This window comes from Priestia koreensis (genome assembly GCF_001274935.1).
Taxonomy (GTDB): domain Bacteria; phylum Bacillota; class Bacilli; order Bacillales; family Bacillaceae_H; genus Bacillus_AG; species Bacillus_AG koreensis.
In genome coordinates, this window is the sequence record NZ_LILC01000023.1 from 254,068 (window position 1) to 268,343 (window position 14,276).

General features: G+C 40.1%; 14 protein-coding genes and 1 other RNA gene. 4 read left to right on the plus strand and 11 right to left on the minus strand.

All coding sequences use genetic code 11. The annotated features are described in order from the left end of the window. Positions 1 to 116: 116 nt before the first annotated feature. The 3 genes from AMD01_RS17410 to AMD01_RS17420 form a co-directional block, all read right to left on the minus strand. On the minus strand, positions 117 to 2,033 hold the full coding sequence (locus AMD01_RS17410) for a vWA domain-containing protein (protein ID WP_053402722.1): 1,917 nt from the start codon (positions 2,031 to 2,033) through the stop codon (positions 117 to 119). A gap of 11 nt (positions 2,034 to 2,044) precedes the next feature. Beyond that, positions 2,045 to 2,932, minus strand: coding sequence for an ATP-binding protein (locus AMD01_RS17415; protein ID WP_053402723.1), 888 nt, complete (start codon positions 2,930 to 2,932; stop codon positions 2,045 to 2,047). A gap of 159 nt (positions 2,933 to 3,091) precedes the next feature. Next, positions 3,092 to 3,322 carry a DUF2187 family protein gene (locus AMD01_RS17420; RefSeq protein WP_157052779.1) on the minus strand — a complete coding sequence of 77 codons (231 nt, stop codon included), beginning with the start codon at positions 3,320 to 3,322 and terminating at the stop codon, positions 3,092 to 3,094. 267 nt (positions 3,323 to 3,589) lie between these two features. Here AMD01_RS17420 and AMD01_RS17425 point away from each other — a divergent pair, with 267 nt between their 5' ends. Next, complete coding sequence (locus AMD01_RS17425) at positions 3,590 to 4,189, plus strand: hypothetical protein (protein WP_053402725.1); 600 nt, start codon at positions 3,590 to 3,592, stop codon at positions 4,187 to 4,189. A 13-nt stretch (positions 4,190 to 4,202) separates the two neighbouring features. Here AMD01_RS17425 and AMD01_RS17430 read toward each other — a convergent pair whose 3' ends face one another. Both AMD01_RS17430 and AMD01_RS17435 read right to left on the minus strand, forming a co-directional pair. Beyond that, positions 4,203 to 4,868, minus strand: a complete 666-nt coding sequence (locus AMD01_RS17430) for a PadR family transcriptional regulator (RefSeq protein WP_425415148.1) — start codon at positions 4,866 to 4,868, stop codon at positions 4,203 to 4,205. Position 4,869: 1 nt separating this feature from the next. Then, positions 4,870 to 6,396 carry an MDR family MFS transporter gene (locus AMD01_RS17435; RefSeq protein ID WP_053402726.1) on the minus strand — a complete coding sequence of 509 codons (1,527 nt, stop codon included), beginning with the start codon at positions 6,394 to 6,396 and terminating at the stop codon, positions 4,870 to 4,872. Positions 6,397 to 7,136: 740 nt separating this feature from the next. On the opposite strand from AMD01_RS17435, the gene AMD01_RS17440 reads away from it, so the two are divergent. After that, positions 7,137 to 7,589 (plus strand): hypothetical protein, encoded by a 453-nt coding sequence (locus AMD01_RS17440; RefSeq protein ID WP_157052780.1) that lies wholly within the window; start codon positions 7,137 to 7,139, stop codon positions 7,587 to 7,589. Positions 7,590 to 7,624: 35 nt separating this feature from the next. Here the strand turns inward: AMD01_RS17440 and AMD01_RS17445 are convergent, their stop codons facing one another. The 4 genes from AMD01_RS17445 to AMD01_RS17460 form a co-directional block, all read right to left on the minus strand. Then, a complete protein-coding gene (locus AMD01_RS17445) occupies positions 7,625 to 7,939 on the minus strand; it encodes a DMT family transporter (RefSeq protein WP_053402728.1) in 315 nt (104 codons plus the stop codon). A gap of 1 nt (position 7,940) precedes the next feature. Beyond that, on the minus strand, positions 7,941 to 8,273 hold the full coding sequence (locus AMD01_RS17450; RefSeq protein ID WP_053402729.1) for a DMT family transporter: 333 nt from the start codon (positions 8,271 to 8,273) through the stop codon (positions 7,941 to 7,943). Positions 8,274 to 8,279: 6 nt separating this feature from the next. Further along, complete coding sequence (locus AMD01_RS17455) at positions 8,280 to 8,855, minus strand: TetR/AcrR family transcriptional regulator (RefSeq protein ID WP_053402730.1); 576 nt, start codon at positions 8,853 to 8,855, stop codon at positions 8,280 to 8,282. Positions 8,856 to 8,977: 122 nt separating this feature from the next. Beyond that, a complete protein-coding gene (locus AMD01_RS17460) occupies positions 8,978 to 9,319 on the minus strand; it encodes a YunG family protein (protein ID WP_053402731.1) in 342 nt (113 codons plus the stop codon). Positions 9,320 to 9,531: 212 nt separating this feature from the next. Here AMD01_RS17460 and ssrS point away from each other — a divergent pair. Then, a non-coding RNA gene (ssrS, locus tag AMD01_RS23700) (6S RNA) lies at positions 9,532 to 9,712 on the plus strand. Between the two features lie 66 nt (positions 9,713 to 9,778). On the opposite strand, the gene AMD01_RS17465 is transcribed toward ssrS, so the two are convergent. Next, the gene (locus AMD01_RS17465) at positions 9,779 to 10,591 is read right to left on the minus strand and encodes an HAD family hydrolase (protein WP_053402732.1); all 813 of its coding nucleotides are present in this window, start codon (positions 10,589 to 10,591) and stop codon (positions 9,779 to 9,781) included. Between the two features lie 281 nt (positions 10,592 to 10,872). Here AMD01_RS17465 and AMD01_RS17470 point away from each other — a divergent pair, with 281 nt between their 5' ends. Beyond that, positions 10,873 to 12,183: a MerR family transcriptional regulator gene (locus AMD01_RS17470; protein WP_053402733.1), complete on the plus strand. Its 1,311-nt coding sequence runs from the start codon at positions 10,873 to 10,875 to the stop codon at positions 12,181 to 12,183. A gap of 315 nt (positions 12,184 to 12,498) precedes the next feature. On the opposite strand, the gene AMD01_RS17475 is transcribed toward AMD01_RS17470, so the two are convergent. Then, positions 12,499 to 14,211 carry a methyl-accepting chemotaxis protein gene (locus tag AMD01_RS17475; protein ID WP_053402734.1) on the minus strand — a complete coding sequence of 571 codons (1,713 nt, stop codon included), beginning with the start codon at positions 14,209 to 14,211 and terminating at the stop codon, positions 12,499 to 12,501. Between the last annotated feature and the right edge of the window lie 65 nt (positions 14,212 to 14,276).

Genomic DNA, 14,276 nt, shown 5'->3' on the forward strand with positions numbered 1-14,276 from the left:
CTCCATAAGACTCCTTTACGTTTCGTAGCAACCCCTTTTGAACCTAGATGAGTAGCTTCATCTAGGCTTTTTTATCGCAAAAAAACTGATCCACCTAAACAGGCAGACCAGTTTCGTTAAATACTTTTATGAAGAAGCTTTTTCAGTAATGGAAACAACACGTCTGGCAATTCTTCAATGTTTGGCACAAGAATGCTATAGCGTCCATACATATTCTGAATCGTTTTTTGCTGTGCCTCATCGATTTCTCCGTTGGATAAAAACACGTTAATAACTTCAATGCCTCTCTTACGTGCTTCAAGAACGGCTTCATGTGTATCAATAATACCGTTTTGCTCATAGCCATTTGCTGCCGGCTCTCCGTCTGAAAAGACGAGTAAAAACTTTTGTTCCTCCGAGCGCTGTAGCAATCGTTTTGTCATATGACGAATCGCGTATCCATCACGATTATCCTCTTCTGGCTCTAGCTGCATAATTTCAGGCCCGCTTGAACGCTTTAAAGACGACGTGAAATCGATCACGGTATTAAAATAGTTCGGCTGACTTGTTTCCGTTGCATCGTTCGTATCCTCCCAAAATCCAACGATTTGATGAGGAACTTGAACCGATTTTAACGCTTCATGAAACAGCGTAATGCCTAGCTTCGTTTCGTTCATTTTATCAAACATGGATGCCGAGCAATCCACAAGCAGTGAAAAAACGGCATCAATCTTCGAAGAAGGCTGATTCTTCTTTAAAAATAGGCGCGGATTGTCATCTGTCCATAATCGAAGCAGCTTTTTATTTAAACGACCAAACTGCAAATCGGTTCTCGGTAGAATTTTTTTATGTTCGAGCGTTTTTTCAATCATTTGCTTTAGCTTTTTCTGATAAAGACTAATGCTCTTTTTATTTTCTTCATATGCTCTAACTTGTTCGTACGTAGAAGGAATTGGATCTTTAAAGACGGGAAAAGCAAACCGGTTTTCTCGTCCAAATTCGTTGTCTTTACCTGACTTCTCCTCGCCTTTTCTAGATTCCATGGCCTCAAGCTTAGAATAATCGTTTCTTGACGTTTGCTGTGATGACCCTTGTATCATGCCTAGTGCCTGATCACCATCATCACCTTCACGAACGCCCTCACCCATTAGATCCGTTTTTGATCCTTGTTCGAGATCAAATTGCAAGAAGCTTTTTGTCGCTTCACTTGTCTCCTGGTGCCATGTTGGCATCGTTTCATCATGGATATCCTCGTCACCGTCTTTATCCGTTTCTAATACATCATCATTCGCAAGCTTTGGTTTGCGCTTCAAGTCGTCCATTGTCAGGCCTTGCTCAAGTTGTTCATAGTCAAGCTCTGCTAAATGGAAATAATGATTGAGCATGTCTTTTTCAACGATATCCTCTAGTACATCCATAACCTCTAGACAAATGGTTGCAATCTCGCTCGTTGACTTTGCTTCATACGCTTTTGAAATTTCACTTCGGATGAACGGCGTAGCAAGATCTAGAGACTCGGTGATCGATGGAATTTCCTCAAACGGATTTTCCGTTGTGAGCATTAAATAACACGCACTGAAAAAGGCATCCGTGTATACACCTTTGACGAGGTTCACGTTCATTTGACTCTCAAAATATTTACGATAAACGGCTCGTCTCGTTCCAAACGTTTTTTTCGTACCAGGTCGCTCGTGCTTACACAGCTCCTCGAGACGAATATCTTCTAAAAGCATAAACAACTGCTTTGCAAAACTTCGATTCTCCATTTTACGAATAGCCGTCACAAATGCACGAACTACCTGAAAGTCCGTGTGCTTTGCTGTGCCTATGCTACGCAAAAAGACGTCACTTTTCAACCCGTTTACCATATCCATACGGGGACGGTTATCCCAAAAATGACTTAAGTAAATCTTTTTTTGTAGTGGATCGTAGTACGAAGAAACGCGATATTCAATCTCCATTTCTTCATCCTTGGTTAAGGTTTTTGTTAAATCTGCTAACTCCATAAACAAGAAGGAATCAACATTTTTATCATTAAATTTAATAAACTTCATGTGAGTACACCTTACTCAAAAATCGTTTCAGCAATATTTTGAACAGCCGCTTTCTCGCGATCATCCTCTAGCTTCTCAATAATGCCTCGTTGAATGGCACGTAGCGGTGGCAGGTACACAGCTAAATCACACGTATCCAACAAAGCACGTACAGATGCTGCCTCTTCTGATACTTGACCATTACGAACTTGTGTAATTAAGTCCGCAGACAATGACACAAATTTTGCAATCAGCTTCTGATCTTCTAGCTGTGACTGTACTATTAATACTTCTGTTAACGCCTCACTTTGTACATAAGGTACGTCAATAACGACAAAGCGGTTTTTTAGTGCTTCATTTAATGGAACTGTCCCCACGTACCCTTCATTAATAGCTGCAATGACACCAAATCCAGATTGAGCTTTTACAACCTCTCCTGTGAACGGGTTCGTAATCATTTTACGATAGTCAAGTACTCCATTTAGAACAGGAAGCGTTTCAGGCTTTGCCATATTAATTTCATCAATGTATAGAAGGTGACCTTTATTCATCGCTTGAATAACCGGTCCAGCCACGAATTCAATGGATGTTTTTCCGTTCAAATCTTGAATCGTTTTGAATCCTAGCAATGCCTCTGCATCTAGATCAACCGAGCAGTTAATGCTATGCATAGGCTGTGCAAAGATAGCGGATAACGTTTCAGCTAGCTTCGTTTTCCCTGATCCTGTTGGACCTTTCAAAAGAACGTTTTTCCCTAACGATAACGCAATAACAGCATCTATTAAGATGGACTCATCTGATGGCGTGTAGCCACCTTGTCCGACTAAAAGCTGATCCTCAGTAGAACTAGTTTGCTTACGTTGTTCAATTAACTCTCTAATTTTTTGCGGAAATTGTAGTGTAGTATAATCAAATGACATATATGAATTCCTTTCTCTCTTTAAAAACTTACTTTCATCCCTACATTTTACTAAAAAAACGTCTCCTTCTCAATGAAGAGACCCTTTACTCTATGAAGAAAGCAAAAGCGAGGCCAAAATGAACTGTCGCTTTTGGCCTCGCTTTTGTATGTCATAAACTTATTCTTTGATAACTTTATAATTGCGGTGATTAACAACCGTACGAATAGGTTCATTTGTTTCAGAGTCAATACCTAGGTCCACAAGCACAGAGTTATCGCGAACGATAAACACCTCTCCTTTTCGTCCCTTCCATTGACCTTTTTTTACTTCAATCTTACTTCCTTCTTTTACATTGTTCGCTTTTTCATTCGTAGCGTCTTGATCATTCACAAATTCATCAGCCATCATACTTCCTCCTTTTGCTGTTAGTTTCCCAATTTCATCCGAATTTAAAACTAATTGTCCACCTATCTTCTAAATACGGCGTTTTTGCATTATGGAACTGATTAGATCCATCTTTTTATCAATTATTTAGAACATGGATTTATTAGACTCATTCTAACTAATTTGAGCCTTTTATGTAAAGAAAAAACGGTCATTTCGGTAAAATTCGTTTCTTTTTCCGTAAATAGGGAATAAAACACCGATTGAGAAACGAAAAAAGGAGCACATTCAATGATTTGGATCTGGCTATTATTTGTTCTTTATGCTATTTTTTTCGCACCAGGAGAAGGGATCAGTACAGATTGGATCTTTCGCGATCTTGTTTCAGGACAATTTCAAATGATCGATCCCCTTGTTATCATGATGTTTTCTAGTTTAGGGATCTTTCCGATTCTATTTGCACTCTTATTGTTAAGAGTGGACGACCGCGTCATTCCTGCATGGCCCTTTGTTCTCCTATCATTTGGCCTTGGGGCCTTTGCTATACTTCCTTACCTCTTTTTACGTTCCCGAAGTCGCCTAGTAACGAAACGTGCTTTTACCCCATTAAGATCACTTTTGTCATCTAGACTATTTTCTTTTGCTCTTTTAATCGGAACGTGTCTTTTGTATGGATATGGCTTCATCAAGGGTTCTATTAACGAGTATACCGAGGCTTTTCAATCGTCACAATTCATCAGCATTATGACCGTGGACTTTTTTGTTCTGACTGTTGCCTCCTTTTATATTTTCTGGTTCATACGAAAAGAAGGTTACAAAAGCTTTCTCTGCTTTTTGCCCATCCTTGGTCCTTGTTTATTATTAACAGCAACAAGACATCGTCCTCAGTAGAACGATGTCTTGTTTAGCTATTTTCTCCAAAAAGGCTCGTTGAAAGCATCGGTAGATCTTTATGCTGAAGACGTCCTTGCTTCGTTTCTTCTATTAAATGCTCCAACCATGTTATTTCAGCTTTCAAATGCATAATAACCCGTATAACAATGTAGAGCTTCGCAATTTCCTCTTCCTTTTCTTTACGCGCATACAGCCATTCCATTTTTTTAAGCAAACTTGACGCCTCTTCACGCTTTTTTTCCAACACGTGTAAAACATCCTCGCTATCGGCATAAGACGTGAATGTAAGAGCTGCATAGATCGGGCGCTGCATATGCTCTTTTTTTTCTAGCTGTTTCATCAACAGCTGTTCAAACTCTTTTTTCCCCGCTTCTGTAATTCGATAGATCGTTTTGTCAGGGCGATTTGTATCTTTAATAACATCCACAATTTCAACATATTCTTTCTTTTCTAGCTGATCAAACGCATAATAAAGTGAGCCGTGCGCCATCTTTATGTAATACTTCATTTGGCGCTCATTTACGATTTGCTGGATTTGATAAGGATGCTTATCTCCTTCCATTAATAACCCGAGAATAACCAAAGGGATGCTCATAACGTTATCACCTTTTTTCAAAATTTGGCTCATTGCCAGAAAAGCCAAAAGCACCGGCATAGGACCGGTGCTCTGTTCCATCCTACTTTGATGTAGATGCTTCTTTTGTTTGATTAATTTCAATACGACTATTCCCCATCATTGCAACAGCAACCGCTGCAACTAGCAATGGAATAACAGCAAGTGCGAATGAATGTGTAATAGAATAAGACATCGCATCCACAATTTTATCAAGAATAGGTGCCGGAATTTTAGCACGTGTGGCAGGCTCAAACAGCGATTGTGAATTCGCGCTACTAAACGAATTGCCCGCTGCGCCTCCCATGCCAGCAAACGTCTCTTTAAGCTTATCAGCAAGCGTATTGCCTTGAATTGAGCCAAAAATGGTTACTCCAAGCGTCATTCCAAGTGAACGGAAAAACGCGTTCGTTGAGTTCGCAGAGCCGCGATACTGCGGTTCCATTTTATGCGTTGACGCTGTTGGAAGAAGCGAGAATGAAAACCCAACTCCAAATCCGACTAAAATCATAAAGATCGTCAACATCCAGCGAGCCGTATCGGGCGTTAACGTACTTAACGAGAACATCCCAATGATGTACGCAATAATGGAGATTGACATAAGCTTTCGAAAGCTCGTTTTCGTTTGAAAGATCCCACCAATTGCACTACCAACCACTGATCCAAGTGTCATCGGTGTTAAAATGAGTCCTGCATTTGTAGCAGAACCACCGTATACAGCCTGAACGAAAATCGGAATAAAGACCGTTAGAATAATAAACGTGGCGCCGTATAAAAAAGCAAGAACTTGAGATGTAGCAAACAAACGGCGCTTAAACATCCAAAACGAGATAATTGGATCTTTCGCCTTTGTTTCTGCAACAAAAAATCCAATGATAAACACCGCAAATACCGCAAACAGTGTAATAATTTGCCACGAAGACCAATCATATTTTTTTCCGCCAAGCTCAAGCGCAAACATCACGCTTACTACTCCAATGACGAGCGTAATAGCGCCCCACCAGTCGATGTTTTGCTTCGTTGTCTTCGCTGTCTCATGATAAAAGCGCACGATGAAAAATAAAGAAAGTGCACCGATTGGAACGTTCACGTAGAAAATCCAGTGCCAGTTAATATATTCTGTAATGTATGCTCCAAGAAGAGGTCCAAACACACTAGCAGATCCAAACACTGCACCAAGAAGTCCCGTCATTTTACCGCGCTTTTCAGGTGGGAAAATATCAAAAACGATGGTAAACGCAATCGGCATAAGCGCACCCCCACCAATTCCCTGAATGGCACGATAAATGCTTAATTGCACGATACTTTGAGCGGTTCCACACAAAATGGAACCGAGTAAAAAGATGGATAAACCGAAAAGGAAAAAACGTTTGCGTCCATACATATCAGACAATTTCCCGAAAATCGGCATCCCTGCCATAACCGCAACCATATAAGCAGAAGTGACCCATACGAACTGATCCGCTCCGTGCAAATCAGCGACAATTGTTCCGAGCGCAGTCGCAACGATCGTATTATCCATTGCGGACATTAAAATACCTAAAAGCAAGCCTGCAACGACAAAACGCAAATGATTTTCGTTTTTAACCATACTAACACTCCCTTCGTTACGTTTTGATTTTAAAATATAATTACATCGTTTATTATACTCAAATTTGAGTATATAACAACACACAAATGTGCTGAAAAGCACAAAAATGTTTTGACACAAAAACCGGCTTTCCTACACATTATTTGTTTTTTCTACTTTAAAAGTCGAAAGCTTGACGAAAAAGATGGAATATTGTAAAAATAGTGTATTAGACCTACGTTTTAAAACAGGAATTCCCTCCAACCGAGGCGAATTGTATACGTATCTAAACCAAATATTGAGCCTAAACCACAGCCCATTTACAACCTACCTATACTCACGCTAAAAGGTCTAAAGGTGCTCAAAAATAGCCCGCCGTGCAGGGTGCCCGTTACCAACTTGCTTGCTCTATAACATGTCTCACTCTACCTGTACTCGCCACAAAAGGTTTACAGGTACTCAAAAAACAGCCCGCCTCGCAGGGCGTCCATTTACCAGCCAATTCATCACTAAACTAACTTGCCCTCCCCCTGCCTACTAAAACGCACGATCCGCCAGGCAATCCAGACATCCCTGCACTCCCCCAAAAAGGTTTGCATATGCGACTGGCGGCAGCCCGTAAGGGAGGGCGACAGTCGCTTATGCTTGTCTGGTCGGCCCTAACAGCCTTTCCGTTAGGGCCGACCAAACAAGTGGATCCTAAAATATATTGAGGTGTATTGATATTGACTCTTCCGTTCATCCTTGTAGGTATATTCCTGTTGGTCGTTATTCTTATCCTATTTTCGAAAAAAACAGCAGCAAACGACACATATGAGCTTGCTCAAAACTCACTAAAAGTTTATGGGCACATCGATGGCGATGAGCGTATTTCGCCAACCATTCTATCAAAAATAGCTCTGCACAATGACCGCATCGTGATCAACGATGTTGCCATCATTCCTCTTGTTCGCGTGGAAAAAGCTACGTTTGATAAGCTCATTGAAAAAGAAGAAACGTCTGATGGAGCTACTACCAACTACTATTTTGGACGACTGACGATTTTCTTTACGAGCCGCGATGGTGAAACAACATTTTTAACATGTGAAACAAAAAAGAAAAATCAGTTCAATCTTATTTCTCAATACGAACTGATCAAAAAAAGGATTAATGAGCGTGTAGGCAATAACGAGGAAAGTAGTCAACAACCCCTACCTGAACCGTATGAACTATAAAAAAATGCCTTCAAGAGCGCTCTTGAAGGCATTTTTTACGCAATTAATTTTAAGCCAACTACGGATGCGAGGACAAGGGCTGTAAAAAAAACACGACTCACATTTCGGGGCTCATGTAAAAAAAGCATCCCGATAATCGTACTTCCAGCCGTCCCTATTCCAGTCCATACGGCATATGCTGTTCCCATCGCAATTGTATTCATTGCATAGGTTAAAAGAGAAAAGCTGACCGCAAAGCCTAAAATTAGCCACACTAAGTACAACTTATTTTTCGTTTCGTTCAACTTTGCCATTGTAAATACGCCTGCTACTTCGCAGAATCCAGCGATTACGAGCGCGATCCAAGACATACTATGCCGTCGCCTCCTCTTCTTTTGTCACCACTTTTAAACCGATGACACCGATAAGCAGAGTTGCTATTAGACAAATCTTCAGCCAATTTACTACTTCCCCAAAAAACAACATTTCAGCAACGACTGTCCCAGCCGTTCCTAGCCCAACAAATACCGCATATACCGTGCTTGTCGGCAAGACGCTTGATGCATACGTAAGGGCCCAAAACGTTACGGCAATGGCCAAGATAGTCGCCATCCACTCTCCTATGTTAGTTGCGTGCTTTAATCCAACCACCCATCCAACCTCACAGAAAGATGCCGCAATGACTAAAAGCCAATACTTATTCATAAGGACTCACTCCTTCGTCTGTAAACTCTCCCAAAAGAAGGTCCAAAGCGCATGTACACGACGATTAACGCTTTCGTATCCACCGTATAACAGTTCAATAAAGACACTATCAAGCAACGCTACGAAAACGGTCGCCGTGCGCTCTGGATCAATATCATTGATTTTTTTATCGATAATGGCCTCTTGGAATGTTTCTTTTAATTCGTTTTCTAGTTTATCTAAGTAATGATTGAATTTACTTACGACTTTCTTTTCTAGCTCATGAGGTGGAAAAAAACTTGTGCGAATCCAAAAGCGTAGCATCACATCTTCACGATAACGATGAACATAGCTGTAAAATAAATCTTTAATCATCTGTTTGAACGGATGCTCCTGCTGAAAGGTTTGGCGTACATAGACTAATTCGCTCATCGCAGACTCTTCTAGAATAGACAGAAACAAGTCATCTTTCCCTTTAAAGTGTGTATAGATCGATGGTGTTTTAATCCCGACACGCTTTGCAATGTCTGACATTGATGTTCCATCATATCCACGCTCTGCAAATAGAAAAGCTGCTTCATGTTTAATTTCTTTTGCACCCATTTTGTCATCCTCCTCACAAAACTAACTAACGATCGTTAGTTTTTAGTGTAGCAACTGTAAAACGAAATCGCAAGAAAAAAAGACCCTTTCATCGAAAAAGAAAGGTTCTTTTGCTAAAATAGCTATAAAAATTGCATTACTTGCTCCTTTAAATATGTGTACTGTTCATGATTCGTGTCTTCGAATGCTTCATTTCTCGAAGAAGGTTGATCCTCGTAAAGTGGCAGCTCAAGGAATTGAGAAGCTGTAAAATCATATCGTTTTCCCTCAATCATGTTATAAAAATGCCAGCTTCCCCTTACGTCTGTTTTATAGATGTCACCGCCAAATAAATCTTGAACTACTAGTGACGTCACACCACACTGACCTTTAGCAGGATTTTCTTTCGTCCATTTAGAGCTCGATTCCTTTGACCATACTTGATATAGAATTTCATATACTTTAATCTGTTGTTGCATATTCATTTACATTCCCTCACAACCGCTTATTGGATTTCGAACGTCTTCTTTACCTGCTTTTTTCCAATTCTTTTAATGTCTTGTTTCTTATTTCGCCCTTTTTCGTTTATTTCCTCCATCATTTGCAGATTTATCGATCAAAAAATTAAACAACAAAACTTGATGCTTTACTTTCACCGAAAAGGGTGATATATTAATACTCGCCTACTAAATAGGCGACTTACCTGCGATTCCCGTATACTCATACTGTTTCAAACCTTTGATTGTTCTAAGGGAGTTCAACATTTAGTCGCGGATAACATGCCTTCTGGCCAGAAGGACGTTAAATGCTTCTATGAGAGCACCCACCTGCTAAGTGCGGGTCTTGGAACACTTGAGTTACGGTTGAGTGGGGAGTACTTTAATCTCTATACTCTTATACAAAATACAGCAAGGCCCCTTCGCATAAAGCAAAGGGGCCTTTTCCTATATTAACTGCAGAGATGTTACTAATTCTGATACTTGATGCACGACCATATCTGCACTTCTTGCATCTCCAATTTGATGAACATCAATAAAAATTGTGCTGCATCCAAGCTTCCGTGCCGGATTGATTTCATTGATCCAGTTATCTCCTACACTCATCATTTCTTCTGTTTCTACTCCAAAATGTGACGCAATGGTTCGAAGACGTTCTTCTGTTTTAACAGGCTTTTTCGCTTCAAAAATAGCGTATGTAAACAACCCCTTAAGTCCTAGCTTTTCCACAATTCGCTCACTGTCTACCTGTGGGCTATTCGTCATCAGCACAAGCTTTTTCGTCTTAGCTAATTCTTCTAGGGTATTTGCTAGACCCCTTACTGGAGACATGACGAATTCATCGCTCATCATATAGCGTCTCGTTTCTAAAAAAGCTTCGTTGATTTCGACAGACGAAAGCCCAAAATGTCGTCCAATTGCAATCGGAACCCCCCATAGATCGCCAATACTCTGCATCGTTTTAAAATCAAACGTAATGGCGTTCGGATAATATTCTTCAACAGGTAAAAGCGGCGTTCCGTCCCACTGAAAAGCTTCTAAAACACGCCCCTCTTTTTGAATTAAAATGCGATCATTTTCCCGATCATAGACCGTACCTACCTTTAGCGTGTGCTTCTCTTCTACAGCCTCATAATATTGGTTCATAAATCCATCGGCGTTATTTAAACGTGTGCTAAGTTTCTTAGCAAAATATTCAAAATGATGCGTGTCTTCATACAACGTTCCATCTAAATCAAACACTATTACTTTTATCGTCATGATTTATTCCTTCTTTCACAGCTCTTTTTCTTTACTATACGCTTTATTACATACGTTTAAAAGTTTATGCTGCTTCAGAGATACGCAATTTTTTTTGGCGGAATTTATCGATTTTAAGAAAAAAGGCGGCTAATTACGTCTAGTTTTGACAACCTTTGTCACCTTGCAGGAAAAAGTGCTTATTCATGCGGAATAACCATGTAAATAACTAGCGAATCTACATAAATTCAGCACATGTATGACCAAAGGGAGACGCAAAAAAGGAGGCAGTCATTCATATTATGCAAGCATATACGATGAAAGAAGCAGCTAAAAAAATCAAGGTTCCGCCTCGTATTATCAAACAATGGGAAAAGGACTTAGAAGGACTTTTACTTATCCCCCGCACGAAGCAAGGCGCGCGTTTTTATACAGATGCTGAACTATTATTTTTAAAAGAGTTAAAAGAACTTTACTCAAAGAAATATTCCAAAGAGGAAATTCAGTCATACGTCAGAAAAGCAAAGGGAATAAAAAAGGAGGAACAAATAGAAAAGTGTGAAGAAGCTTATACAGAACCCCCTTCTCCTTCACCACTTGTGAATATAGACAAAGTGGACGTAGACACTATTTTAGAATCAGCAGCGGCTGAAGAAGTCATGCAGGAAGAACCATCTTGTGAAGTCGTTTCATCGCTTCATGAGGAAGAAATGGTCGAACAAGAAACAAAGCGAGTTGAAGCTTCGGTTCCGACAGACATCGTCCAGGCAGAACTGATTCAAACCGTTCAAAATTTCAAAGATGTATTTGAGGCGTTTCACTCCTTTAAAGAAGAGCTTATTCAAGAGGTTCGAAACGAAATTCGCAACGAAGTTCGCAATGAAATTCTCGGTGACGTTCGCAATGAAATTACAAAAGGAACGGAACAAACCTATGAAATGATGGAAACCGTGGGAAGCTTTATTGCCGAATCATCCGAACGGACGGCTGACGAAATGAAAGGGATTTCAAAAAAACTGATTCGCTCTCAGGAATCAAACTTTGAAGAAATGTCGTATATGCTTGAAAATATATCAGAAACGACGGAACAAAAAACAGAAGTTCTGCAAAAAACGGTCAACGAAATTCATTCATCGCAAGAAGGGCAAAAAGAAGAAATGCGTTCCCTTCTCAATAAATTAACGGACGCTTCACATAAAGATTTGGATGAGGTAAAACAGCTTGTTCAAGAAATGAGTGAGTTGTCTGATGATCAATCGCAAGAGCTCAAAGACTTGATTGATTACATTTCAAAATCAAGCGAAGAAAATTCAAAAGAAGTTCGTTATATTCTCGACCGTTTTTCCAGTTCCTCTACCGTGGCGATGAATCAAGTGAAATTTTTAGTGGAAAGCATGTCGAAAACACAAAAGCAGTCTGAAACAGAGCTTCACGATCTGTTAGACTCGATTCATGAAGAGCGAATTTATTATTACGAACAAATGGACAAAGAACGTAAGGAATTTAGGCAAGACATTGCCTCTCGTGAAAGAATGTTTAATGACTTTGTTCAAACCTTCCGTCAAACGGCCGCTGCAACGGAAAAGAAAGCAAAATGGTGGAAGTTTTGGTAAGCTAGCTATGTAAGGAAAAACGGGAGAGACGTCGTTCTCTTCCGTTTTTCTATTAATTATGGACGAGATTTTTCAATTTTTGTCTCTTTTTTATTGGCGCTGATCTCACTTGAAAATTCAGTCAAACTTTTTTTATTTTGCATACCTGCTTTTGATTTGTGGTTGCGTTTTGTCATCGCTTTATGCCTCCGCTATAATCATTTTCTTGAGGTTTCCCCTCTATATATATAATGCGTACTTCACTTGGCTACTACCCGATGAAAAAGTTCTCTTATTATCCAAAAAAGACCCCACATGAATGTGCGGGGTCAGTAGTTAAAACTTAAATAATTCAGTAATCATTTTTAAATCCTGCGCCATTTGGCGAAGAGATACAGCCGAGCTTGAAATATTATCAATTGATCCAAGCTGCGTATTCGTTAAATTTTTGATCTCAGAGGCATTTGCCAACGATACGTCTGCAATGGTATCCATCTCTACAACTGAAGCCGAAATCTCTTCTGAACTCGCCGCCATCTCTTCTGAAATAGCGGATACTTCTTCAATTTGCTCGGCAACTCGTTCAACTTGCTCAACAATCAGCTTAAATGATTCGCCCGTTTGACTTACAGCCTTCATTCCCGCTGTTGTATCTGCTGATCCTTTTGTCATCATTTTAACGGCTTCTTCCGTATCCTGCTGAATGCGCTGAATAAAGGTCGTAATTTGCTCAGCCGAGCGCTTGGATTCTTCGGCTAATTTCCTCACTTCATCTGCAACAACGGCAAACCCTCTTCCATGTTCACCTGCTCGTGCTGCTTCAATCGCGGCATTTAACGATAGCAAATTCGTTTGCTCCGCAATCGACGTAATAATGTCCACAATTTGGCTAATTTGTGCAGACTGTTCGCCTAGGCGCTTCACTACACCCGATGTTTCTTCAACGGAATGCTGCAAAGAAACCATTTGTTCAATCGTGTTCTGCACCAGTTCATTTCCACTCTTCGCGTCTTTTGACACTTTCACAGCCGACTCTGAAACTGTAGAAGCAGACTCAGCAATGCGGTTAATTCCAATTGCCATCTCTTCCATTGCTCGTGCACTTTCATTTGTACTTGTGCGCTGCGTAATAGCGCCTTCTTCAAGCTCTTCAATGTTTTCAGTTAAATTAACAGCGGCTTGTCTAGTGTGATCGCTCTTTTCAGACAATTGTTCTGACGTATGAGTAAGGCTAACGGCGCTCTCATGGACCGTAATTAAAATAGATCCTAATCCTGTCAGCATCGCGTTAAAGTCTTCCGTTAATTTCGCTAGCTCATCTTTTCCTTTATGTGTGCTTCGGACCGTTAGATCACCTTGCCCAGCCTGAGCCATAAGTCCTTGAATCTCTTTTAGCGGTTTTGTGATCGTACGTACAATTATCATTCCTACACTGATAATCAATACAAGTGCAACTAGAGTGGAAATAACCAAAATCATAATTCCCCTTGATGCATCGTCTTTACTCTTTTTATTAAGTTCTTCCATTTTATCTTTGTTGCTGTTTGCAATAATATCAAGTGATTGATAAACGGCATTTCGCGTTGGTACTACATTATTTTTATAGTAGCTGTAAGCTTCGTCGTTTTTCCCATCAAACGCAAGTGACAGTGCTTTTGTTCGCTCAATGCGATAATGTTCGAATGTTTTTTGCGTGCTGATTAGCATAGTACGCTCTTTTTTTGACAGCGGAAGCTCTGCATATTTTTTTATGTAGACGCCTGATGTCGATTTCAAACGGGCAATACTATCTCGCAGGCCAGCCTCCTCTGACTCATCATTTGATAGCATCACTTCTAATGAATACCCTTCTGATGCCCGAATGCTGTAGCGAATCTCACTAATCCAGTCGTTTGCTTTCATTCGCTGGTTGTACATCACTTCAGAGTTATCAATAACTTTTTTTAACGATGTAAACGTAATAACACTGCTCATGAGAAGTGCTAATGAGGCAATGATTAACAATACCGTCATCTTTTTTCGTATGGATAAGTATTTAAGTAGCTTCATAAGTTCCTCCGGTGTATAAAGTAAATTCCCTCTGTATATTTCGGTCTTTTTTCCTATTTTGTTAG